The following is a 21,180-nucleotide window of genomic DNA, read 5'->3' on the forward strand; positions in this document are numbered from 1 at the left end:
TCAGTGACTTTCCGTTCCAAAGGCAAGCCAAAAGGAATACGCGACAGGTTCAGGATAGGGATTCTCTTTGTTGTCTTTGGCGGGTTCCTAACTTTGCTTCTTCTGACAGCTAATTGGATGCCAGACCATTTGGTGATTAAACTTGTGCTGATAGCGGGTGTTCTTTTGGTGACATTCTGCCTCTGCGTTCTGTTCGCCAACGGTCTCATCAAGCTTGAACAGCTTGATGAGAAGTTGTTCGGTCGCCGACAAAGAAAAGAGCGCGTGGATAATGACTAACCCCACCCAAGACCATGTCGGCCTGACCGATACCTTTGCCTCGCGCCGCTATTTCCGCAAATTCGAGGTGATCACCGTCCATCTCCTGCGCGTGGCCGCAACGATGGAGGCTGAGGGCGCGATCTCGAAACAAGAGGTGCGGATCGTGTCGCGCTACCTTTCGGGGCTGCTCTACACTTTCCGCGCGCTGAGCATGAAATACCTGCTGGTCGGGCGCGATACAGGGCGGTTTTTTGGCAGCCTCGCCATGGACAAGCGCGACAGTGGGTTTCCGGTGGCGGCCGAGCTGCTAACCATGGCCAATGATGCGCAGCAGGCGCAGGTTCACCTAGCGAATATACCCTCGGAAGATGACCTGAAGACCGACATGGTGCGAACCATCATTGGTGATCAGGAGATCCCGACCAAACTGCAATTCGCGCTGTCCCAGAGGCTCTATTACGAGGAATTGCTGAAGGGGCAGCTGTTCTGGGCCCGCAATGATCCCGAATGCCACTGGATCGGGAATGAGGGCGAGCGGCGGCAGTTTATGATCCACTGGGCGGTCTATGACAGTCAGATCAACCTACCGGTGATCTACCTGATGCAGCTGGAGGACAGCGGCAAAACCGCACTGCCCAAAGATCAGCGCCGCTGGCCCGAGGTACAGGCGCATCTGATGGCGCAGTCCCTGGGCGGGTTGAAACTGGTGACGATTGCCAAGGGCTTCGATCAGGATTTCGACGACCTGCACCCCAAACATATGCGCCGCATTCATGTGGGGCCGATGTATTCTTCGGCTTTTACTGAGCAATCTGGCCCTTTGCGGCAGGTGTTGGAGGACGCGCAATCTCCGCAAGGTCAGGATTGGGCGCTGGCCTGGACGACCGAAGAACTGCAAAGCGAAGAGGTGCTTGAAGAACGCGCAGGGTGGTTTTCCACCGTCGAGCGCGAGGTTTTCGCACTGGACCCGTTCGGCGGGCAGGGGGCCGAGACCGGGGCCACTCGCACCCAGCGGTCGATCATCCTGCCGCAACGTCCGTTCCAGGTGCTGGCCGAACGCAACCCGCCGGGGTTTGCTGATGTGCGCAAGTTCGTCGTCAGCAAGGCCGGGCAAGTGTTGAGATATTGAGTTTCACGCCTCCGGCGGGAGTATTTTTAAAAAGATGAAGCAAGAGCGGTTTATGAAATGAGTTTGACGTCAGATCAGATGGAATTGCGCGAAGACGATATTCGCAAGCATTATCCGGCAGCGACTGCCCTGCTGAACGGGTTCGAGCATGCGCCACGGATTGCCAAGGCTGTTGAAGCCACCGTTGAACGCTCTCCGGGCGTATCAACCGGGCGACGGTTTCGGTCGACAACGCCGGGTCTGGTGACACGTCGAACCGTACGCGCCGATGGGGTGCATCTGGTCGAACGGATCGAGGCTTCGGATGATGGCGATGCGCTGGTTTCGCCACCGCAGGCCACCACGCAGCAGGCCATTCGGCGCGCGATTGCCATCTCCTTGGCCGTGGCCGAGGCTTATGCGGAACAGACGCCGCTGGCCGATCTGAAGCGCGCCAATCTCGCCGGGGATCTACCCGCCACCCGCAAGACCGAATTCTCGGAACTTCTGATGGCGGAGGCTTTGATCACATCGCACACATTCGGCAATGCGCTGGCCTATCTGATGTCTTCGCATCTGGGCGAAACCACTGTTGATGCTGGCGAAATCGAAGAGGTTCTGACCGACAATGGCCAACTCGCCCTGCACGGCGCTTTGTGGGAGCTGGACCAGACGCTGGCCAAACACGCGCCCGACGACGCGCACCTGATCGCGGCCACCAGTGCCTATGCTGAACAGCTGATGGACAAGGCCACACTGCGAGCCCAATCTGCAGGGCATCTGGCCCCGTTCCAGAACGCCGCCTGGCATATCGAGGCGGATGATCTGACGATCCGGGGGTTCGAACCGGCCTCCAAAGCCAAATCCACCACCCTGACCATGACGTTCAAGAAACCGAACGAGGTGGTCGGCAACCATATTGCCAAGTATCAGGCGATGAAGCTGGCCAAGATGGTGATGGCTTATGACTTCGACCGCCGCCTGAACCCGTTTGCGGAACTCGGCGGGTTCATCTTTACCTTCATGGGGGACGGCAAACCGGGCACCGGCAAGACCACCCTGATCCAGATGATGGCCGGGCTGATCAACGACTATTGCCAGAACGCGGGCTATCCGTTCCGCTATCAGAACCTGAGTACCGACAATATCGACAGCTATCAGGGCAAATCCGGTCAGAACGCCAAGGCCTTTATCAATACGATCATCGACCCCTCGGTCATCGGCTTTGGCACCATCGACGATATCGACCAGCTGGCAGGCAAGCGTGGCGACCGCCAGTCGTCAGCCGGGCAACTGGAAATCACCGCCGTGCTGATGGAGAGCTTTGCAGGCGCCAACACCGTCGTGCGCGGCAACTGCACCTTTGGCATGTTCTCGAACTACCCCGAGAATGTGGACGACGCCCTGCGCCAGCGGGCGGGTGCACGGTTCCTGGTGGACGGGCCGCAGACGCGCGAGGACTACATCGACATCCTGCACCTGCTGATGGGCCACAACCACGATATCCCGCTGGGCGAGCACGAAGCCTATGCCGCGCAGGAGATCAAAAAGGCCGTCGCCGCCAGTTTCGAAAGCCATTCCCGCCCGCATGAGGACGCTCTGCTGCAGGTCTATGACCGGGTGTCCGGCGATATCGGTCAGTTGGATACGATTGCCAAGATGGGCAGCTACCTCAAGGCAATCCAGCAGGCGGATGAGCGCTTTACCGGCCGCGCGATCAAGAACATCACCGACGCGGTTAAGGTCCGCGCGATGGATTTCGAACTGCCCGACGAGTGGATGGAAAACCCCGACCTGTTCCTGTTCCGCGACTACGACACCAAGAAGGCCATGATCGAGGAGCTGCGCCAGCCGATCACGGTGGAAATGGTGATGCAAGAGATCAACCGCTATGCCGACAGCGAGTTCCGCTATGCCGACAAGAGCGACGAGGTCGCCATCGAAAACGCCGTCCGAGAGATGGGCCGGATGGAAGAGGCCAAGCGGCGGTATCTGGAGGGGAAGGGGTGACGGGCGGAAACTACTCTGCGGTACACTTTGAGGAATTGCCTCTAAATGTGGAGGTTCTAAGTCATGTTCCGAAAGATAGTTTGGCTTTCTTTGCAGTTAGTAGCTTTGCAATTACAGAGTTGAATGTCATCGCGCGAGTAGTCCTATCAACTTTCCAAACTTCCAAAAAAGACGAACCAATTAATATTGCTGCTTTTATTCAGCAATGCTGCATCTTGAGGATATGGACTTTAAAACTGTTCGAATTTCATGAATGCATCAAGAAATTGGCTAGCGGAAAGGATTCTGCTGGAAGCGAGGTTAGACGGGTTGCCAAAGACTGCCTGCATAAGTTCAACGACGAACTGCGATTGGATGAGACTTTTTCACTTGCGAGAGATGTAAGAAACGAGGCTGCGGGTCACTATTCGTTCAATGCAGCAAAAAAGAACCTGAACCACGTCAATAACGAGGGCTTCGCCAGCATGTTCGTAAACAAGCAAGCGGGAAATTCGTTTTATCCTTTCGGGGAGGAGGTAATGTTTGCTGGCCGGTTGAACCGACACGGTGCTTCCCCAGCTAGTGCAGCAGCCCGGGATAAACTTATTGGCGAACTGTTCAATTGGAACTTGAAGGCAAACAGCTGGGTGAGAACCTGCCATTTGCAGGTTTTTACACAATTGGTTGCACCGGAACTATCTGGTAAATCTAAAAAAAAGAGCGTGTTCTGGATTGAAGCAGAAAAGGTTGGGGACTTTAGCGATTTTCGCGTTCCACTGTTCGCATCACGAGACTTGGGGAAGGAAGTATGATCCGCCTCATCAAAAAAGGCCTGATGTTCGGCAATCTCGTCCACATCTCCAGCCCGGCCTTAGTCGAGCGGTATAACCGCGCGTTGCAGCATCTGGTGGGCAAGACCACAGCGCTGACGGATTTCCATGTCGATATCTCGGGCTATTCGCCCGAGGTGGGGATTGAGCTGGAGGATGAGCTCTACCTCAACCCCAACGGGATCAACCGGCAGTTCATCCTGCTGACGACCGAGCAGAAACGCGCGCCTCTGCTGAACGTCAAATTCTCAACCTCACGCGATATCCTGCGTGAATTCATCGAGATGAACGAGGCACAGCTGTTCGCCCTGACCGCCACCGATGCGGTGGCCGGAGAGCTGGTGAACTCGGTCATCAAACTCAGCACGCCACGCGACCTGCTGAACCTGCGCAAGATCGAGATCGAGGCCGACACCGCAGGCGGCACCCTGCGCAAGGCACAGCAACTGGCGGGTATGGTCGAACGGTTCAAAACCGAAGAGGACGCGTGGTTCGACGACGTGCTGATCGCCAGGATGATCGAGACGGCCAAGGAAACCGGCGACGTCACCCGCAACCCGGTCCGCCTGCGACATACGGATTTTGAGCAGCGCAATTTCTGGACGGCGCATTTCGGCGGGCTCTATCTGTTCCCGGACATGGATCACCCGGCGGCGATCTGTATGGGCGACAAGCCTGACGACTTGCCGATCAAATACACCTTTGACCCGTTACAGCGGAACCAGATTGCCAAGTTTCTGGGCTATAACGATCTGGTCGAACCCATCGTCAAAGCGCGCGGCGTGGATGCTGCAGCGATCCTGCAGCAGAAGATGGATTTCCTGACTGTTGACGCGGCTGCGGATGCAGATGTCGATCTGACAGGGTTGGATCGCAGTGACATGCGGCGCTTGGCGCGCAATCACTCGGATCGCCTGCCCGAAGCCTATCATGGGCTCGCGCAACTGTTGCGCTGGGCGAGCGACGGGGGGCCGTGGCCGCGTATCACCTCGGACCATCCAGCCTATTTCTATACATTACGCGCCGCCGATACGCCGAACCGCGATCTGGTGAACATGTTGTTGTCTGAATTGGCCCCGCTAGACCCGCGCCAGATGTTTATCTGCCATAAAGAGCTATTCTATCGCACATATTCTGGCTGGCCCGAAAGCAAGAAGGCTTATGTTGCCGACTTCCTTGCACGCGAATATCAGGTGGACAAGCAAGGAGCCCGCGCCGCGCTGTTCGGGCATGAGCCGGATATGAGCGGCGATGACCGGGTCAGCGATGACCTAATCGCTCGGGTCGGTCCATGGGGTTCGGTGAGGAAAGGCTGATATGTTCGGATTGTTGCGCCTGTTGCTAATCATGCTGGTGATCCAGACGATTGCCTATGCGGCGCTTTCCTTCTACTCGCGCGGCATTCGGCGGCGCAAACTGGAGGACTGGTGGGACGAAAAGGGCAAAACGGGCAACAAGGAAGCCTTTGTCGAACGCGGATTGCATGTGTATGACAATTCGTTCCGGCGCAAACTGATCCTGGGTGTCTATATTGTGCCGTGGGTGGCGATTGGCGCGCTGATCTACATTGTGAATTACATGTGAGGATTAAGGCATGGCCTATGTGAAATGGGCGTTCATTATCATTTTCTGGGGCACGATTGCAGCGGTCCTGCAATACTCATTGCCGCAGCATGACATTGTCCGCATCGTCAACACGTATGAAGAACGGCAGGACTTGAACGACTGGACTCGGATTTTCTGGTCCGAGTCTCAGGACCAATCCGCAAGCCTGGCCAACCGGGACGTGCAGTTCATTCAGGCCGTTCGCGACAACGGTAAGCCTATCGTTTATCGAAACGAGGATACCGGCTGGGGCTGGCCGCCCTATTTCAAATTCGATACTGCGAACCTGTATACCGAAGCCAATGATGCCAAGTCGACCAAGGAGAATCCGAAATGGGTGGTCGTCACCCATTACGGCTGGCGCAACGAGTTTCTGTCGATTTTTCCAAACGCCATCTTCATCAAACATGTGGATGGGCCAGATGCGCGAGTTATCCCTTGGTTCAACATCATCTTCCTGACGATATTCGCAGCGGTGGTCTGGGCGATATGGGTGCGTTGGCGCAGGTTCCGGCAAGCTCGGATCGATCCGATGATCGAAAACGTGGAAGACGGATTGTATGCGGCGGGCGACGCAATTGAAGAACGCCGCAACAGGTTTAGGCGCTGGCTGGACAGCTGGAAGTCGAAATAAAGTGCAGGGGGCGTGCAATCAGCACGCCCTTATAGCTTGAACTGCTTGTCACCTGACTATGAACTCTGCGTGCAACGCGCCCGCTGCCTTTATGGTTTTCAAAATGTCGATCATGTCCTGAGGCGACACGCCCAGCGCATTCAAACCTGCAACCACTTCGGACAGTGTTGTGGCCTCGGGGATTTCGGCAAGACCGGTGCCTTCTTCCTCTTCGATTCCAGCGATGGTGCGGGGCACAACCACTGTTTCACCCCTGGCAAACGGGTTGGGTTGCACGGCAATCGGTGCCTCTTGCACTGTCAAAGTCAGATTGCCCTGAGAGACTGCCACACGCGAAATTCGAACCTCTTGACCCATGACAATTGTGCCGGACCGCTGATCGACGACCACACGCGCTTTTGATTCAGGTTCGACCATTATGTTTTCAATGCGCCCTATGGCATGGGCCGTTGAAACCGCCTGTGTTGCGGCGACGTTAAGCTCAACCGTTCCCGAATCCCGCATGATGGCCACTGCCCTGTTGAACTCGGTGTTGATTGCGGTTTCGATCCGTGCAGCTGTGGTGAAATCGGGTTCTCTCAGCGCGAGACGCATTTGGGTCAGGGTCGACAGGTCAAAGTCAATTTCACGCTCGACTCGTGCACCAGAGGGGATGACGCCCGACGTCGGCACGCCTCGCACCACCGAAGCGGCTGCGCCCTCGGCAGAAACGCCACCTGCCAGGATTGTGCCTTGCGCAACTGCATAGATTTGACCGTCGGCTGCGTTCAGAGGGGTCATGATCAGCGTTCCCCCCAATAGGCTGCTGGAATCGCCGATGGCCGAGACTGTCACATCGATCTGACCGCCCACTCTTGCAAAAGGCGGGAGGCTGGCAGTGACCAAAACCGCGGCCACGTTTTTTGGTCGAAAATCTTCGCCGTTCACGTTGACACCCAGGCGCTCCAGAATGTTGGACATGATTTCTTCGGTGAAGGGCGCATTACGCAAACCGTCACCCGTTCCATTCAAACCCACGACTAGGCCCTAACCTACCAGATCGTTGCCTCGTACACCGTCAAAATCCACGAGGTCCTTAAGGCGGATTGCTCCTGCCCAAGCCATGCTGGGAAGGAAGACCAAGAGAAGTATCAGCGCCCTCATCTCAGAAAGTTCACGAGTGAAAGGTTCGCGTTGCGAACGGTTACGGAATACAGGCTTTCCAATTGGAACTGCACTGTATGAAGCTTGGCCGCTGTTTCATAAGGATCAGCGGCGATCAGTTCGTTTCGGCTGAATTCAAGGCTGGTGCGCGCAGCCGAATTACGTGTCGCGGCTTCTTCTATGCGGGCCTCGGCTGTGCCGACTTCGGCCCGAAGTTGGACAGTGGCGTCCTGCGCGTTGGCCAAGTCGACACCCAGTTGCGTGAACATGGCGGTGCGTTGATCGGGGGAAAGTGCCAATGCGCTGTCTGTTGCCAGTGCGGCCACTGCAACATCCCTGAGAGCAGCCTTGAAAGCCGTGTCCGTTGCAGTGATCGGCAAAGTGACGCTTTCGTTTTCCGATACCCCCGCAGAGACGGCAATCTCCCGATGTGCTTCTGCAAACCGCGTCACAGAATCGACCAGAAACAGAACGTTCAGCCCCTGATCGCGCAGGTATTCCGCTGTCGACATGGCCGACCATGCGCAACGTCTGCGCGCCGATGCTGACTGATCAGAGGTAGCGGCCACTACGATGGTCCGTTTCATGGCCTCAGGGCCGATGGCATGGGCGACAAACTCATTTACTTCGCGCCCCCTTTCACCAACCAGAGCGACAACAACCACATCGGCCTGCATGGAGCGCGCCAACGTTGACAGCAACGTGGACTTGCCAACGCCCGATCCGGCAAACAACCCGACCCTTTGACCGCGCACAATCGGCAGCATCGTATTGAGAATGGACAACCCCGTGGCCATTCGCTCTCCCAAGGGTTTTCGCTTTCACGTCGTTCCTTGGCTTGCTGGTGGTCGATGGCCCCGGCGGACATGTCGCTGTGGATGGCAAGCTGTTTGCCCGGCATCCCGTCCAGCGCGAAACGCGCGCCGACCTCAGCCATCCGGGCCGCGCCTTTGGTGATGACCATGAAGTTCACAATCAACAGAACACCAAACACCACAAGGCCCAGAAAAATACTGCCGCCCATGACGAAATTGACGAACCCTTCAATGACATCGCCTGCTGCGTTTGGGCCGGTATGCCCTTGTCCGATGATCAGTTTTGTCGAGGACACGTTCAGCGACAGCCGCAACATAAGAGATGCCAGCAGGATCGTCGGGAAGGACGAGAAATCCAGTGGGCGTTCGATGAACAGGGTTAGTGTGAAAATCAAGATGGCCAGAGCAAAGGAGGTGGCCAGACCCACGTCCAACACCCAGGCGGGCATGGGCAGGATCATCATGACGATGACTGTCATCAGCGCCAGAGCCAGCAGGACAGTTGGCGAAAACAGGGACCGGATGTCGATCTGGGGCACCTAAAGCTCCTAATTGAAGGCGATGAACGCGGTTGCAGCGCCCGCGGTTGGTACCAAAGACCCCAATGCGCCGGTGTGGGGCGAGTTCGTCTGTATTGGGATCAAAGGGGTTCCGGCCCGGGTGAAGGGATCGCGGGGCATGGCCGCAAGCCGGGGCTGGGCGGAGTCTTCAAGCTGTGCCAGTACCGTTTGAAACCGCCCTTTGTAAGCTTCGGCCAAGGACGTGGTGCGGGAATGATAAGCCCCGGCGGCGGCAGGCCACGAGCCAAGCTCGGCATGCAGGTCTTTCAGGAATTGGGCGGCGTAGGTTGCGTTTTCATCCGGATCGAACATCGCGTCGATCGAGCGGAATGCCTTGCCATGCCAGCGATAGTTGATCTGAAAGCAGCCCACATCAAAGCTGCGCGTCCCCGCTTTGAAGATTTTGAACACGTAGGCCTTGGCCGCATCTTCGGACTTGAACCAGTATCCCTGACCTTCGACATTGATGGTCCAGGGCCAGGGCAGAAATTGACCCTTTAGTGTGCGGCCCGTCTCAACGCGCGAAATGGCGCGCAGAACGTCCAGGGGTACCCCTTGGGACAAAGCTGCACGTCGCGCAGCCTGATCGCACAAATCTCCTATGCGGGCATTGGGCGCGGCAAACACTGCCTGAGCCAACGTCACAAGCAGGAACACGAGAAAGAGCGGGATCTTTTGATTTGGCATTCTGCCGGTCCGGGATTCTGAACTGTCCCGGCTAAGCTAGCCATTGATCGGTTTACAGACCGTTATCGCCGCTTCAGTTTCGGTCGATTTTGCGCCCGAAAACAATACTGGTATTTGTACGCAAGACACCGGGGATCTTGGCCAGTTCGTCGACCAGAACATCCAGATCTTCCAGCCGGGGTGCTTCGGCCGAAAGCATCAGGTCGAATTCACCGTTGATAGACAGGCACAGTTTGACCTCGGGGTAGGCCTCAAGCCGCTTGATGATCCGGGTCGTTTCTTTCTGCTGCACTTCGAGCATGACGATCACCTGCACTTTGGTTGTATCTTCCGTTGACCCAAGGCGCACGGTGTAACCCGTGATGACGCCGCGCTGCTCCATTCGGTTGATCCGTTCATGTACCGTTGTGCGGGCCACACCCAGCGCGGCTGCGATCTGAGTGGTCGAGGCGCGCGCGTTGGCTTGCAGGGCGGCGATGATACGACGGTCAAGCTGGTCCATTGGGGCTCCGGTTTGTGGCAAGTCCGGGTTTAGATCAGATTGAAGCCCTTGCTCAAGGCTCACTCGGGATGCGCGGGTGCAGATCGTCGATGATGATCGGATGAGCGTGGATGCCCGATCCGGCCAGGTGCGGGTGATTGGGTGGCAGATCGGGATGTTCGTGGACGACGGGGTCCTGATCGACACGTGGCCACAAGCTGATCGCGCCAATCACACCCACCACGGACAATGTCGCCATGCTGCTGAGCGCGACAGTCGGTCCAAACACCGTCATCAGCCACCCTGCAAGTGGGTAAAGCACCAGCCAGCACCCATGCGACAGGGTAAACTGCGCGGCGAAAACGGCAGGGCGGTCTTCGGGATGGGCTGATCGGGTCAAAAGACGTCCCGAGGGTGTGAGCGTGGTGGAGTACCCGAAACCGGTAAACGCCCAAAACACGGTCAGAAGGCCCAGCGACAGAGGAACGGTTGTGGTCAATATTGCGGCTAAGGCCATGGAACCGGTGGCAAAAACGGCCCCTGCGACCATAACCCGACGGTCTTCGATCCGATCCAGAAGGCGGGGTAAGGTAAACGCCGCCAGCATCGATCCACCTCCGAACCCGGCCAAGGCAATGGCCACGGCGCTTTCCGACAGGCCCAGATTCGCGCGCACGATAACCACTGTGTTGACGATCACCATTGCGCTCAGCGCGGCCGCACTCCAGTTGAGCGCAAGCAACCCGCGCAGCCGGGGTGTTTTCAGATAGATGCGGATACCACGGGTGGTGCGGTCATATATGCCACGGGGTTTGCTTGGCTTGGGTGAAGGTAGTACGACCGAAACCACCAAAAGTGCAGAAGCAACGAATCCCAGTGCCGTGCCCATAAACAGGTTGTTGAAGCTGACCAGCAGCAACAATGCGGCGGCGAACATCGGGCTCAACAGGCTTTCCATGTCGTAAGCCAGACGTGAAAGTGACAAAGCGCGCGTGTATTCGCCCTCATCAGGTAATACATCTGGGATTGTTGCCTGAAACGCGGGTGTGAACCCGGCCGAGGCCGATTGCAGCACGAAGATCAGCACGTAAACCTGCCAGACTTCGGTCACGAAAGGCAGGCACAGGGCCACCACAGCGCGGATCATGTCCAGCACGATCAGCATTTTTCGGCGGTCCAGCCGCTCGGCAAAAGCGGCAGCGAGCGGGGCAACGGTGACGTAAGCCACCATCTTGATCGTCAGTGCTGTGCCCAGAACCAGACCCGCGGCATCCCCGGCCAGATCAAAGGCAAGCAGCCCCAGCGCAACCGTGGCCAGCCCGGTTCCGGTCAGGGCGACGATCTGGGCGGCGAACAGGTGGCGGTAGGTTCGGTTTTTCAGAATGCTCAGCATGGCTCAGAGATACTTTGTAATCGCTTTGAAATCTTCAATTCCGCTGCCATCACCGTCGGCGGACAGGCAATGGTCGATGTGATCGTGAATCAGAGCGCGTTTGGCATTCGTGACGGCTTTTTCAACAGCAAACAGCTGTTGGGCAACGTCCGAACAGGGGGCCTGTCCCTCCAGCATGGCAATGACCTTGGCCAGATGCCCATGGGCACGTTTCAGCCGGGCTGTGATTTGTGGATGTGACTCGTGGAGTTGATTTGACATAGCCTATCCTTATCCCCCCCATGGGGATACGGTCAAGTGCCCGGCGCTGATTTGCCCGCGACTTTCGGACAGCGTTGAGTTTAGGGACTAAACCACCTATCTCGGGGGCGATATCGCACAAAGGAATAGTCGCGTGGCGAACCATTTGTACAAAAACGACCTGCCGGACGGGCTGAATCTGGGCCCCGTCGTGGCCATTGACTGTGAAACCATGGGGCTGAACCCACATCGCGACCGTCTGTGCTTGATCCAGATGTCGGGCGGCGACGGCGACAGCCACATCGTTCAGGTGGAAAAGGGTCAGACCGAGGCACCCAACCTGTGTGCCATGCTGGAAAACCCTGACGTCCTTAAGTTGTTCCATTTTGGACGTTTTGACATCGCCGCGATGTACCACACGTTCGGTGCGCTGGCTGCGCCAGTCTATTGCACCAAAATCACCAGCCGGTTGGTGCGCACCTACACCGATCGTCATGGCTTGAAAAACCTGTGTCAGGAACTGATTGGCGTCGATATCTCGAAACAGCAGCAGATGAGCGATTGGGGTGCTGAAGCCCTGACGGAGGCTCAGCTGGACTATGCGGCTTCGGACGTTCTGTACCTGCACCGCCTGCGGGACGAACTGAACAAGCGGCTGGCCCGCGAGGATCGGACTGAGATGGCGCAGGCTTGTTTTGACTTCCTGCCGATGCGTGCGAAGCTGGACCTCGCCGGTTGGCCCGAAACGGATATCTTTGCGCACTCATGACCGATACCGAAGCCTTTCTGAGAACCGCCCGTCAGGTCATCACAGACGAAGCCCGTGCGCTGGACGTGCTGGCCGATAGCCTGGATGAACACTTTGCCGAGGCCGTGCAACTGATCCTGCAAGCAACGGGTCGCATCATCGTCAGCGGGATCGGCAAGTCCGGCCATATCGGTCACAAGATTGCGGCTACGCTGGCGAGTACTGGGACGCCTGCGTATTTCGTACATCCGGCCGAAGCCAGCCATGGCGACCTGGGTATGGTGTCCAAGGGCGACGTGGTCTTGGCGATCTCAAACTCGGGCGAGGCACCGGAACTGGCCAACCTGCTGGCTTTTACGCGCCGCTTTGGCATCCCGCTGATTGGCCTGTCCAGCAAGCCCGAGAGCACGCTAATGAAACAGGCGGATGTGCATCTGCTGATCCCGTCGATGGGTGAGGCATGTGGCTTTGGCATGGTACCGTCGATCTCGACCACGCTGACTCTGGCGATGGGCGATGCGCTGGCGATTGCGCTGATGAAATATCGCGACTTCCGCCCCGAGGACTTCCGCGCCTTCCATCCCGGTGGCAAACTGGGTGCGCTGTTGAGTACAGTGCAGGACCTCATGCATTCCGGCGCGGCATTACCTCTGGTGGCAGCCGATACGCCCATGGGGGATACGCTGATCGTCATCAGCCAGAAAGGCTTTGGTGTGGCCGGTGTTGCCGACGCCTCGGGCGCGTTGGCCGGGATCATCACTGACGGCGACCTGCGGCGGCATCTGGACGGTCTTATGGGCAAGTCAGCCGCACAGGTGATGACCTCGAACCCGACAACCATTGCCCCCGGTGCGTTGGCTCAAGAGGCCGTCGCCATCATGAATGATCGCAAGATCACGTCGTTGTTCGTGGTCGAGCCCGAAGGCACCGGGCGAGCGCTGGGCTTGCTGCACATTCACGACTGCCTGCGCGTCGGTCTGGGTTGAGGGAGGGCGACGTGGACAGATATTCCCGCATGGTGCAGTTCCTGAAGGTGCTGTTGCCGCTTGCGGCTATCGTGATGCTGTCCACTGTTTTCCTGCTGTCCCGCAGTATCGAAACAAACGTGTCCGTGCCATTTGCGGAAAAAGACATTGATGAACGGTTGGCGCAGCAGGTGGTAACGCAGCCCAATTATCAGGGGACGACCCGCAAGGGTGAAAATGTGCATATCGAGGCTATTCAAGCCGCCCAGGGCAGCGAGGACACGACCCCGACGGCGTCCGAATTCCGGGGCCGGTTCGGTCTGCTGAGCGGTGGAACGATCACGCTGGATTCAAACTCCGGTTTGATCCGTCCTGACGAAGGCACGGCAACTTTTGTCGGCGACGTGGTGATCACCACTGCTGACGGGCTTCAGGTTACAACGGATCTGCTCAACACGTCCCTGGACGAAATCCGGGGCGACACTCCGGGGCAGGTGAATGGAACCGGGCCTATCGGTGACTTTTCCGCCGGTCGCATGACGTTTGGGACTGAAAAAAAGGATGGTCCGGTCCATATTGTTTTTACAGACGGTGTGAAGCTGGTATACGAGCCTGAAAAAGCAGAAAGATAACGTGTGTTCGATTTTCGTTTTGTTCCCTTGTGCCTCGCTTTGATCGCGGGTGCCGCGACGGCTCAGGAGGCGCAGGTGGCCTTTGGCTCTGCGAATGCCGATCCCAGCCTTCCGGTCGAAGTGACTTCGGAAACGCTGAACGTCAATCAGGACGACGGGTCTGCCGAATTCCTCGGAAATGTCATTGTCGTGCAGGGCGAAATGCGACTGACGGCTGAACGGGTGCTGGTGATTTACAATCAGGAACGCTCGGCCATCGAACGGATGGAAGCGACCGAAAACGTGGTTCTGGTCAGCCCGCCGGATGCGGCTGAAGGTGATTGGGCGGAATACACAATCGATTCCGGCGAGATCGTGATGAAGGGCAATGTCCTTCTGACGCAGGGGCCCAGTATCATCAGCGGCGATCAGATGAACGCAAACCTGACGACGGGCACTGCGACGATGACCGGGCGTGTCAAAACGATCCTGCAGCAGGGCAACAACTGATGGCGCGCCCCAGCCTGACTTTGGCCGAAGGCAGTTCAGGTCTTCGCATCGAGAAGCTGCGTAAATCCTACCGGAAGAAAACGGTCATTCGCGACGTGTCGATGACATTGGACCGGTCCGAGGTCGTGGCGCTGTTGGGGCCGAACGGGTCAGGTAAAACCACAACTTTCTATTCCGTGGCCGGCCTTGTGTTCCCCGAGGCGGGCAAGGTGACAATCGACGGGCAAAACGTCACGACTTTGCCGATGTATCGGCGCGCTCGAATGGGGATTGGGTATCTGCCGCAGGAAATGTCGATTTTCCGCGGTATGAGCGTCGAAGACAACATCGCCGCTGTTCTGGATATCACGGTCGCACATGCCCATAGGCGCAAAGAGCGGTTGGAGGAACTCTTGTCGGATTTCTCCATCGAGCATCTGCGCCGTGCCCCGGCCTTGGCGCTTTCGGGCGGTGAACGCCGCCGTGTCGAGATCGCGCGCTGTTTGGCTGCAGATCCGAAATACCTGTTGCTGGACGAACCCTTTGCAGGCGTCGACCCGATCAGTGTCGGGGACATCCGGCATCTGGTGGCCGACCTCAAAAAACGAGGAATCGGTGTGCTGATCACGGATCACAACGTCCGGGAAACGCTGGAAATTGTGGATCGCGCTTATATCCTGCATGACGGTCAGGTTCTGATGTCCGGCACACCCGATGAGGTTGTCGAAAACGAGAACGTGCGTCGGGTATATTTGGGCGAAAACTTCCGTATTTCATAGGTTTGCGCCGGTTTGCGTCGGGTGCATGGCGGAAATCGCGTATATACACGCCTGTTTTGATTGACTCTTCCTTCGTCTCTTGCCTCAATTGGTCCATGGCATTTACTCGGTTCCAGTCTGGATCTCGATGTCCCTTCATTGAAGGGCAGGAATTGAGGCAACCGCAGAAAATGTCGCGACCCCCCACCCGATAAAAACAAGTTCGTCGCGGCCTGCGACGTCAGAATGGGTGTGAATTGTGAAGGAGATCACATGCGTTACCAAATCAGCGGAAAACAGATCGACATCGGCGCGGCCCTGCAGACACATGTGCAGACCGAGCTGGGCGAGGTTGTGGGCAAGTATGCTCAGCGGCCAACAGATGCCAACGTCGTCTTTTCCCGTTCAGCGCATGAATATGTATGCGAAACAACTGTGCACCTGTCCACGGGCCTTACGGCACAGGCCAAGGCGCACGCGACCGAGATCTACGCAGCGTTTGAGGCATGCTGCGATAAGATGGAAACCCAACTGCGCCGCTATAAGCGCCGCCTGAAGGACCACCACAAGGACCGGGCAGAGCCGGTTGAACTCTTTGGTGCGTCCTCTTATATCCTCGCTTCTGACGAATCGGATACGGCGGATGAGCCCGAATCGCTGCAGCCCATGATTGTGGCTGAGATGGAGACGAAGATTCCATCGCTGAGCGTTGGGGAAGCCGTGATGCAAATGGAACTTGCCGGTGCTCCGGTACTGGTGTTCCGGAACGAGAACAAGGATGGATTGAACGTTGTTTACCGTCGTGATGACGGTAACATCGGCTGGATTGATCCATAACAGGCAAGAAAACGGGACCGCACCCGCATAGGCGGGTGCCGTACCATGGAGCGTGATCATGGAGCTTTCGAGCATACTGAAGCCCGAGGCAGTGCGCGTACTTTCTGCTGCTTCCAGCAAGAAGCGGTTGTTTCAGGAAATCGGCGACGTGGCCGCCGCAACCCGGGGCCTTGATGCCCAGGCCGTGGTCGATTCCCTGCTGGAGCGCGAAAGCCTAGGACCAACAGGCGTTGGGCATGGTGTGGCGCTGCCGCACGCGCGCCTGTCCGAACTCGAGTCGGTTTCGGGTGTATTCGTCATGCTGGAAAAACCTATCGATTTCGGATCGGTTGATCGCCAGCCCGTGGACATTGCCTTTGCGTTGTTTGCGCCGGAAGAGGCGGGTGTGGATCACCTAAAAGCGCTGGCTCTGGTGTCGCGTACGTTGCGGGATACCTCGGTCTGTACCAAGCTTCGGGCAAATCCCGACCCGGTCAAACTTTATGCGATCCTGACCGAAGCCCAATCCGTGCAAGCTGCATGATGGAATAAAAAAAGCCCCCGAAATCCGGGGGCTTTTTTGTGTAAACCGTGATCGGGATCAGCCGCCTGTTCCCATTTCCAGCGTCCACCAGATTTTCCCGCCGCCTTCCTGATGCCAGGCGAATCCCATCTGAGTTGCCTTTGGATCCAAGATGACCGCCCGCGGTCCGGGTTCTTGCATCCAGGCGGCCAGGGTTTCGGTCTCGGTCTCGTAGGTTTCAGAAATGGTCTCGCCCAGGAATGTGCCGAAGTAACCCACCCGTGCGGCCCGATCGATCGGGGATGACCCATCTGATCCAAAGTGCCAGGGACGGTTCTGCCGGGCCATATCTTTAGAATGAGTAGCCGCGGCAGCGTTCAGCTGAGAGTTCAGTTGCACAGACTGGAGGCCCTGAGCCTGACGCAGCGCATTGACCGAATCAAGCATTCGGAATTGCAGCTTTTCCGGGTTGCCCCGGATTTTGTAGACCGACGGCAGGGGGCGGCCATCTGCGCCAAGGGCTGTCGTGCGGGTGTCAGTACATGCCGCAAGCGCGACAAAGCAAATCAACAGTAAAGAAACGATACGCGTCATGATCGACCTGATAATTGTGTTGTCACCCGGCATAGCGTGCCTGACGGCGCTGAGCAAACGTACAATCGTCTATACTTGCGTGATTCTGCCGGTTTGGTTTGCGACTGAAGCATTCTCGCAATAGAATAGGTCAGATTTCAAAGCTCTCTAGAACACAGGACCCATTGTCATGGTCAAAAAGCGTTTTCTGTCGCCCACACGCCGGGGGTTCCTGGCCGGGGCCACCGCATCGATGGCGTCACCGGCGTTGGCGCAATACACTCCCGGTGATCCGCTGCGCCCCGCGCCCGAACCCGAGCCGTCTGTGCGTCGCAACGTGTCCGGGTTCCGGGCTTTGGACTGGCAGCCGTATTTTTCAAACACCAGAAACGGCGCCATTCTGGTCGACACCGTGTCACGCGCGCTGCATTATTGGTCAGATGATCAAGCAATATACAAACTCTACCCATCCTCGGTGCCTTTGACCGAAGAAATGACCCGCCGCGGACGCACAAGCGTGATCCGCAAAGTTGAAGGTCCCAGCTGGTCGCCGACACCGTCGATGAAGAAAAGAAACCCGGAATGGCCCGACCATATTCCACCGGGTCCGGATAACCCGCTGGGAACACATGCTTTATATCTGGGTTGGAAGTATTATCGCATTCACGGCACACACGATACACGCAAAATCGGGCGACGCTCATCAAATGGCTGTATCGGGCTCTTCAATGACGATATCGCCGAGCTCTTTTCTATGACGAAGGTCGGCACGCAAGTGTTGCTAATATGACGACATTTTCCTGCGCGAACCCGCTTAACGCTCAAGTTGCAATTGCATTCCCGCGCCAATGCTGATTAGAAAAAACCACGAGGTAAGTCTTAGATGTGCGGTTCCGGGCATTGGAACTGTGCAAATTCTGGAGGTTAATATGAAGAAACTCGTTCTCGCTGCTGCACTGACTGCTGCTGCTTCGACCGCTTATGCTGGTAACCTGGAAGAGCCGGTTGTTGAAGCACCTGTTGTTGTAGAAGAAACTCAGGGTTCGTCGCAGGGCATCATCCTGCCGCTGATCCTGTTGGTCGTAGTTGCTGCTGCTGTTGCTGCAAGCTAAGCCGACACGGAATTCGTGAAAAAGGCGGTGGAGCAATCCACCGCCTTTTTTTTGTTTTGAGTATCTGTTCCGACGCCCGGCGTTTCTTTGCTGAACGAATCACCTGTGCAAAGTGTTGCGGCGATTTCCCGAACTGAACTATTCCAGCCAGCCGCGCAGGTTATCCTCAACGACCTTCCCAAGGGCCGCAATATGTGCGTCGTCGTCGTTCAGGCAAGGAATATAGGTGAAGGTCTCACCACCGGCCTCTTCGAAACTTTCCTTGATTTCTTCGTTGATCTCTTCCAGCGTTTCGATGCAATCGGCCGAGAATGCAGGAGCAATGACGGCAATGTTTTTCTTGCCCTGTTTTGCCAAGTCCGCCACGTGATCAACGGTGTAAGGCTTCAACCATTCTTCGGGGCCGAATCGAGATTGGAAGGTCGACACCAGTTGATCATCCGACCAGCCCAACCGCTCTTTCAGCAGACGTGATGTCTTGGCGCACTGGCAGTGATAGGGATCCCCTTGCTGTAAATAGCGTTCGGGCATTCCGTGGTAGGAACAGACCAGAATGTCCGGTTTGACCTCCAGTGCCGCATAGGCGTGTTCAACCGATTGCGCCAACGCGTCGATATAGCTGGGCTCGTCGAAATAGGCGGGCACGGTGCGGGTTGCCGGTTGCCAGGTTTCCTCCATCAAGGCGCGGAAGAACTGGTCATTGGCGGTGGCCGTCGTTGCGCCTGCGTATTGCGGATAGAGCGGGAAAAATAGAATGCGGTCGCACCCTGCGGCCACCATCTCGCGCACCTTGGATTTGGTTGAAGGGTTGCCATAACGCATACAGAAATCGACCATTACCTGGTCACCATATCGATCATGCATCGCCGCCTGCAGCTTGGCGGTCTGATTCTTGGTGATCGTCATCAACGGGCTTTCGCCTTGGTCGTGATTCCAGATCGATTTATAAGCTTCTCCCGAGCTGAAAGGTCGTTTGCTCAGGATTATGGCCTGCAGAATCGGCTGCCATTTCCATTTCGGATAGTCGATGACGCGCTGGTCCGACAGAAACTCGTTCAGATAACGGCGCATCGGCCAATAGGTGTAGTCGTCCGGTGTACCCAGATTAGCCAGCAGAATGCCGACGCGACCCATCCTGATCTTGGGATGATCCGTAGGAGCGTGTGCGGGGCGGGTAGCGTCGAACATATGGGACTTCCTGAATTTCTTGTGGTCCGGCCTGAGATAAGGGGATTTATCCGCACGTCAATCAGGCAGTTTGCCCTCGGAGGTGCGCAAGGCGTCTGCCAGACGGGCTTGGGCCGATCCCGGGCGCAGCGGTTTGGGTTGGCTATCGTGCGGCGACCATCCGGTCAGGCAGATTAGCTCGAACGTCGTGGTCAGGCGGCCTGAATCGGTTAAAAAGTGATCCGCATAGATACGCTGTGCGGCCTCGAACACAGCCCGCCCGGTCGGGCGCTTCAGCCGGGCAGACAACGCGTTGGTTTCGCCCATATGGCGCAGATCGCGCATCAGATGCCAAATGTCGCGATATTCTGCGGTGAGTGGTACGGAGTCCGCCACGGGCAAGGACAGACCTGCCCGCTGTAGCAATCCGCCCAGATCGCGTAGCTCAGCCATTGGTGCGATGCGTGGGCTCAGCCCGCCGGTGATTTCGACTTCGGCCTGACCCAAAGCCGCACGCAGTTCATGCAGCGTTTCTCCGCCCAAACACACGACCAGCAATAGCCCGTCGGGCTGTAACGCCCTGTGGCATTGGATCAGCTGCCCAACAGGGTCATTGGCGCTATGCAAGGCCATTGCGTGGATGATCAGATCATGGGCGCCGGGCTGAAGTGCCAGCACGTCATCATCCTGGGCCAGGGCCGCACCTGGCAAAATTCCGTCCCAAAACTTTGGAAACGGGCTCACGATCGCAGGTGCCGTAAAGGCTTTGTTAACCATAGAGAGCCGATCCTGCACTTCGTCCATTGCGGCCCGATGCAGGAACAGGGCGTCATCCTGCACACGGGCGCGGTGGCGCAGGATGGTTTTGCGATCAAACAGAGAGGGTGCGTTGGGCTCGGGCAGTTTCATAGCTCGCAAGTATCGCATAGCGCAGCGGATTCAAACCGCACTTGCACTGATTTACCCGCCCCGCTGCATGGGATGCGGCGCGCTTACCGAGTCCGACTTTGGCCTGTGCGGGGCCTGCTGGTGTGAAACGCCCTTTATCGGTGGCACCGTATGCGAAAGCTGCGGGGTGCCGCTGATGGGCGCACAGGATGGATTCCGGATCGAGTGTGATGACTGTCTGAAAGCCCCGCCGCCCTGGAAGTCGGGCCGATCGGCGCTGTTGTATGATGGCAAGGCGCGTGCCTTGATCCTGGCGTTGAAACATGGCGACCGGCCCGAACTGGCCCGCCTGGCAGCCCGTTGGATGGCGCAGTCGGGGCGTGAGCTGATGCAGCCGGAGGTGATGATTGCCCCGGTACCATTGCATTGGTCTCGCCTGCTCAAACGGCGTTACAATCAGTCGGCACTGCTGGCACAGCATCTGGCGCAGGACACTGGGCTGGACTGTGTGCCCGACCTGTTGGTGCGTAAAAGGCGGACACCGGTTCTGGATGGCAAAACCGCGCAAGAACGGGCCAAGATCCTGAATGATGCGATTCGCGTCCACCCGCGCAGAGTACATCATGTGAAAGGCCGGGACGTATTGCTGGTGGATGATGTGATGACCTCTGGCGCGACATTGGCAGCCTGTACCCGTGTATGCCAGGCCGCAGGAGCAAATCATATTTTCGTGTTGGCACTGGCGCGCGTTGCCAAGGATGCCTAATTCGCCCAAGATTGCGTG

25 protein-coding genes and 3 pseudogenes are annotated in these 21,180 nt (G+C 57.3%); 17 read left to right on the forward strand and 11 right to left on the reverse strand.

The genetic code is table 11. The features are described 5' to 3' along the window. Window positions 1–3: 3 nt before the first annotated feature. Genes AC2FLD_RS18880 through AC2FLD_RS18910 form a run of 7 tightly spaced genes read left to right on the forward strand, consistent with a single transcriptional unit; the run spans window position 4 to window position 6,427 of the window. Window positions 4–279 carry a hypothetical protein gene (locus tag AC2FLD_RS18880; protein ID WP_496672390.1) on the forward strand — a complete coding sequence of 92 codons (276 nt, stop codon included), beginning with the start codon at window positions 4–6 and terminating at the stop codon, window positions 277–279. Beyond that, window positions 272–1,390, forward strand: a complete 1,119-nt coding sequence (locus AC2FLD_RS18885) for a hypothetical protein (RefSeq protein WP_496672392.1) — start codon at window positions 272–274, stop codon at window positions 1,388–1,390. Before AC2FLD_RS18880 ends, AC2FLD_RS18885 begins: the two co-directional genes overlap by 8 nt. Before the next feature lie 57 nt (window positions 1,391–1,447). Further along, window positions 1,448–3,379, forward strand: coding sequence for an AAA family ATPase (locus tag AC2FLD_RS18890; RefSeq protein ID WP_496672393.1), 1,932 nt, complete (start codon window positions 1,448–1,450; stop codon window positions 3,377–3,379). Continuing rightward, window positions 3,376–4,170, forward strand: a complete 795-nt coding sequence (locus tag AC2FLD_RS18895) for a hypothetical protein (protein WP_496672395.1) — start codon at window positions 3,376–3,378, stop codon at window positions 4,168–4,170. Before AC2FLD_RS18890 ends, AC2FLD_RS18895 begins: the two co-directional genes overlap by 4 nt. Next, window positions 4,167–5,504: a DUF6638 family protein gene (locus AC2FLD_RS18900; protein ID WP_496672397.1), complete on the forward strand. Its 1,338-nt coding sequence runs from the start codon at window positions 4,167–4,169 to the stop codon at window positions 5,502–5,504. The genes AC2FLD_RS18895 and AC2FLD_RS18900 overlap by 4 nt, the downstream gene beginning before the upstream one ends. A 1-nt stretch (window position 5,505) precedes the next feature. Then, window positions 5,506–5,772 carry a hypothetical protein gene (locus AC2FLD_RS18905; RefSeq protein ID WP_050605588.1) on the forward strand — a complete coding sequence of 89 codons (267 nt, stop codon included), beginning with the start codon at window positions 5,506–5,508 and terminating at the stop codon, window positions 5,770–5,772. A 10-nt stretch (window positions 5,773–5,782) separates the two neighbouring features. Beyond that, on the forward strand, window positions 5,783–6,427 hold the full coding sequence (locus tag AC2FLD_RS18910) for a DUF1523 family protein (RefSeq protein WP_050605587.1): 645 nt from the start codon (window positions 5,783–5,785) through the stop codon (window positions 6,425–6,427). A 48-nt stretch (window positions 6,428–6,475) separates the two neighbouring features. Here the strand turns inward: AC2FLD_RS18910 and AC2FLD_RS18915 are convergent. The 8 genes and pseudogenes from AC2FLD_RS18915 to AC2FLD_RS18950 form a co-directional block, all read right to left on the reverse strand. Continuing rightward, window positions 6,476–7,570, reverse strand: a pseudogene (locus AC2FLD_RS18915) (flagellar basal body P-ring protein FlgI). Then, window positions 7,567–7,839, reverse strand: coding sequence for a flagellin (locus AC2FLD_RS18920; protein ID WP_496672477.1), 273 nt, complete (start codon window positions 7,837–7,839; stop codon window positions 7,567–7,569). The pseudogene AC2FLD_RS18915 and the gene AC2FLD_RS18920 overlap by 4 nt, the downstream one beginning before the upstream one ends. 135 nt (window positions 7,840–7,974) lie before the next feature. Further along, window positions 7,975–8,388: pseudogene (fliI, locus tag AC2FLD_RS18925) on the reverse strand (flagellum-specific ATP synthase FliI); the annotation flags it as partial. Next, a pseudogene (locus AC2FLD_RS18930) lies at window positions 8,385–8,924 on the reverse strand (FHIPEP family type III secretion protein); the annotation flags it as partial. The pseudogenes AC2FLD_RS18930 and fliI, both read right to left, overlap by 4 nt. 9 nt (window positions 8,925–8,933) lie before the next feature. Next, window positions 8,934–9,632 (reverse strand): transglycosylase SLT domain-containing protein, encoded by a 699-nt coding sequence (locus tag AC2FLD_RS18935; RefSeq protein ID WP_496672398.1) that lies wholly within the window; start codon window positions 9,630–9,632, stop codon window positions 8,934–8,936. Between the two features lie 73 nt (window positions 9,633–9,705). After that, entirely contained in the window at window positions 9,706–10,134 is a 429-nt protein-coding gene (locus AC2FLD_RS18940; RefSeq protein WP_496672399.1) for an Lrp/AsnC family transcriptional regulator, read from the reverse strand. A 52-nt stretch (window positions 10,135–10,186) separates the two neighbouring features. Continuing rightward, a complete protein-coding gene (locus tag AC2FLD_RS18945) occupies window positions 10,187–11,506 on the reverse strand; it encodes an MFS transporter (RefSeq protein ID WP_496672401.1) in 1,320 nt (439 codons plus the stop codon). Between the two features lie 3 nt (window positions 11,507–11,509). Beyond that, window positions 11,510–11,767, reverse strand: a complete 258-nt coding sequence (locus AC2FLD_RS18950) for a metal-sensing transcriptional repressor (protein ID WP_496672402.1) — start codon at window positions 11,765–11,767, stop codon at window positions 11,510–11,512. Between the two features lie 133 nt (window positions 11,768–11,900). On the opposite strand from AC2FLD_RS18950, the gene AC2FLD_RS18955 reads away from it, so the two are divergent. The 7 genes from AC2FLD_RS18955 (at window position 11,901) to AC2FLD_RS18985 (ending at window position 16,677) form a co-directional block, all read left to right on the forward strand. Beyond that, the gene (locus AC2FLD_RS18955) at window positions 11,901–12,515 is read left to right on the forward strand and encodes a ribonuclease D (RefSeq protein ID WP_050605582.1); all 615 of its coding nucleotides are present in this window, start codon (window positions 11,901–11,903) and stop codon (window positions 12,513–12,515) included. Continuing rightward, a complete protein-coding gene (locus tag AC2FLD_RS18960) occupies window positions 12,512–13,480 on the forward strand; it encodes a KpsF/GutQ family sugar-phosphate isomerase (RefSeq protein WP_496672404.1) in 969 nt (322 codons plus the stop codon). The genes AC2FLD_RS18955 and AC2FLD_RS18960 overlap by 4 nt, the downstream gene beginning before the upstream one ends. 11 nt (window positions 13,481–13,491) lie before the next feature. Beyond that, window positions 13,492–14,091 carry an LPS export ABC transporter periplasmic protein LptC gene (gene lptC, locus AC2FLD_RS18965; RefSeq protein ID WP_050605580.1) on the forward strand — a complete coding sequence of 200 codons (600 nt, stop codon included), beginning with the start codon at window positions 13,492–13,494 and terminating at the stop codon, window positions 14,089–14,091. Window positions 14,092–14,094: 3 nt separating this feature from the next. After that, window positions 14,095–14,580, forward strand: coding sequence for an LptA/OstA family protein (locus tag AC2FLD_RS18970; protein WP_496672407.1), 486 nt, complete (start codon window positions 14,095–14,097; stop codon window positions 14,578–14,580). Beyond that, window positions 14,580–15,338: an LPS export ABC transporter ATP-binding protein gene (gene lptB, locus AC2FLD_RS18975; RefSeq protein WP_496672410.1), complete on the forward strand. Its 759-nt coding sequence runs from the start codon at window positions 14,580–14,582 to the stop codon at window positions 15,336–15,338. The genes AC2FLD_RS18970 and lptB overlap by 1 nt, the downstream gene beginning before the upstream one ends. 252 nt (window positions 15,339–15,590) lie before the next feature. After that, window positions 15,591–16,154 carry a ribosome hibernation-promoting factor, HPF/YfiA family gene (gene hpf, locus AC2FLD_RS18980; protein ID WP_050605577.1) on the forward strand — a complete coding sequence of 188 codons (564 nt, stop codon included), beginning with the start codon at window positions 15,591–15,593 and terminating at the stop codon, window positions 16,152–16,154. A gap of 58 nt (window positions 16,155–16,212) precedes the next feature. Further along, window positions 16,213–16,677 carry a PTS sugar transporter subunit IIA gene (locus tag AC2FLD_RS18985; protein ID WP_050605576.1) on the forward strand — a complete coding sequence of 155 codons (465 nt, stop codon included), beginning with the start codon at window positions 16,213–16,215 and terminating at the stop codon, window positions 16,675–16,677. 57 nt (window positions 16,678–16,734) lie between these two features. Here the strand turns inward: AC2FLD_RS18985 and dalA are convergent, their stop codons facing one another. Continuing rightward, entirely contained in the window at window positions 16,735–17,250 is a 516-nt protein-coding gene (dalA, locus tag AC2FLD_RS18990; RefSeq protein ID WP_496672413.1) for a divisome-associated lipoprotein DalA, read from the reverse strand. A 169-nt stretch (window positions 17,251–17,419) separates the two neighbouring features. Here dalA and AC2FLD_RS18995 point away from each other — a divergent pair, with 169 nt between their 5' ends. Both AC2FLD_RS18995 and AC2FLD_RS19000 read left to right on the forward strand, forming a co-directional pair. Beyond that, on the forward strand, window positions 17,420–18,019 hold the full coding sequence (locus AC2FLD_RS18995) for a L,D-transpeptidase (RefSeq protein WP_050605575.1): 600 nt from the start codon (window positions 17,420–17,422) through the stop codon (window positions 18,017–18,019). Window positions 18,020–18,158: 139 nt separating this feature from the next. Beyond that, entirely contained in the window at window positions 18,159–18,341 is a 183-nt protein-coding gene (locus AC2FLD_RS19000) for a hypothetical protein (RefSeq protein ID WP_010442520.1), read from the forward strand. Between the two features lie 138 nt (window positions 18,342–18,479). Here the strand turns inward: AC2FLD_RS19000 and hemH are convergent, their stop codons facing one another. Both hemH and AC2FLD_RS19010 read right to left on the reverse strand, forming a co-directional pair. Beyond that, complete coding sequence (gene hemH / locus AC2FLD_RS19005) at window positions 18,480–19,529, reverse strand: ferrochelatase (RefSeq protein WP_496672415.1); 1,050 nt, start codon at window positions 19,527–19,529, stop codon at window positions 18,480–18,482. A 57-nt stretch (window positions 19,530–19,586) separates the two neighbouring features. Beyond that, window positions 19,587–20,417: a class I SAM-dependent methyltransferase gene (locus AC2FLD_RS19010; RefSeq protein WP_496672417.1), complete on the reverse strand. Its 831-nt coding sequence runs from the start codon at window positions 20,415–20,417 to the stop codon at window positions 19,587–19,589. On the opposite strand from AC2FLD_RS19010, the gene AC2FLD_RS19015 reads away from it, so the two are divergent. Beyond that, window positions 20,368–21,162, forward strand: coding sequence for a double zinc ribbon domain-containing protein (locus tag AC2FLD_RS19015; protein WP_496672420.1), 795 nt, complete (start codon window positions 20,368–20,370; stop codon window positions 21,160–21,162). The genes AC2FLD_RS19010 and AC2FLD_RS19015 overlap by 50 nt on opposite strands. The last annotated feature ends 18 nt before the right edge of the window (window positions 21,163–21,180 follow it).

This window comes from Ruegeria sp. CDSA021, assembly GCF_059612325.1.

Coding starts and splice junctions, on each gene's coding strand:
- AC2FLD_RS18885 (WP_496672392.1), top strand. CDS start 272: ATGACTAACCCCACCCAAGACCATGTCGGCCTGACCGATACCTTTGCC.
- AC2FLD_RS18890 (WP_496672393.1), top strand. CDS start 1,448: ATGAGTTTGACGTCAGATCAGATGGAATTGCGCGAAGACGATATTCGC.
- AC2FLD_RS18900 (WP_496672397.1), top strand. CDS start 4,167: ATGATCCGCCTCATCAAAAAAGGCCTGATGTTCGGCAATCTCGTCCAC.
- AC2FLD_RS18905 (WP_050605588.1), top strand. CDS start 5,506: ATGTTCGGATTGTTGCGCCTGTTGCTAATCATGCTGGTGATCCAGACG.
- AC2FLD_RS18910 (WP_050605587.1), top strand. CDS start 5,783: ATGGCCTATGTGAAATGGGCGTTCATTATCATTTTCTGGGGCACGATT.
- AC2FLD_RS18920 (WP_496672477.1), bottom strand. CDS start 7,839: ATGTTCACGCAACTGGGTGTCGACTTGGCCAACGCGCAGGACGCCACT.
- AC2FLD_RS18935 (WP_496672398.1), bottom strand. CDS start 9,632: ATGCCAAATCAAAAGATCCCGCTCTTTCTCGTGTTCCTGCTTGTGACG.
- AC2FLD_RS18940 (WP_496672399.1), bottom strand. CDS start 10,134: ATGGACCAGCTTGACCGTCGTATCATCGCCGCCCTGCAAGCCAACGCG.
- AC2FLD_RS18945 (WP_496672401.1), bottom strand. CDS start 11,506: ATGCTGAGCATTCTGAAAAACCGAACCTACCGCCACCTGTTCGCCGCC.
- AC2FLD_RS18950 (WP_496672402.1), bottom strand. CDS start 11,767: ATGTCAAATCAACTCCACGAGTCACATCCACAAATCACAGCCCGGCTG.
- AC2FLD_RS18960 (WP_496672404.1), top strand. CDS start 12,512: ATGACCGATACCGAAGCCTTTCTGAGAACCGCCCGTCAGGTCATCACA.
- lptB (WP_496672410.1), top strand. CDS start 14,580: ATGGCGCGCCCCAGCCTGACTTTGGCCGAAGGCAGTTCAGGTCTTCGC.
- hpf (WP_050605577.1), top strand. CDS start 15,591: ATGCGTTACCAAATCAGCGGAAAACAGATCGACATCGGCGCGGCCCTG.
- AC2FLD_RS18985 (WP_050605576.1), top strand. CDS start 16,213: ATGGAGCTTTCGAGCATACTGAAGCCCGAGGCAGTGCGCGTACTTTCT.
- dalA (WP_496672413.1), bottom strand. CDS start 17,250: ATGACGCGTATCGTTTCTTTACTGTTGATTTGCTTTGTCGCGCTTGCG.
- AC2FLD_RS18995 (WP_050605575.1), top strand. CDS start 17,420: ATGGTCAAAAAGCGTTTTCTGTCGCCCACACGCCGGGGGTTCCTGGCC.
- AC2FLD_RS19000 (WP_010442520.1), top strand. CDS start 18,159: ATGAAGAAACTCGTTCTCGCTGCTGCACTGACTGCTGCTGCTTCGACC.
- hemH (WP_496672415.1), bottom strand. CDS start 19,529: ATGTTCGACGCTACCCGCCCCGCACACGCTCCTACGGATCATCCCAAG.
- AC2FLD_RS19015 (WP_496672420.1), top strand. CDS start 20,368: ATGGTTTTGCGATCAAACAGAGAGGGTGCGTTGGGCTCGGGCAGTTTC.
- AC2FLD_RS19010 (WP_496672417.1), bottom strand. CDS start 20,417: ATGAAACTGCCCGAGCCCAACGCACCCTCTCTGTTTGATCGCAAAACC.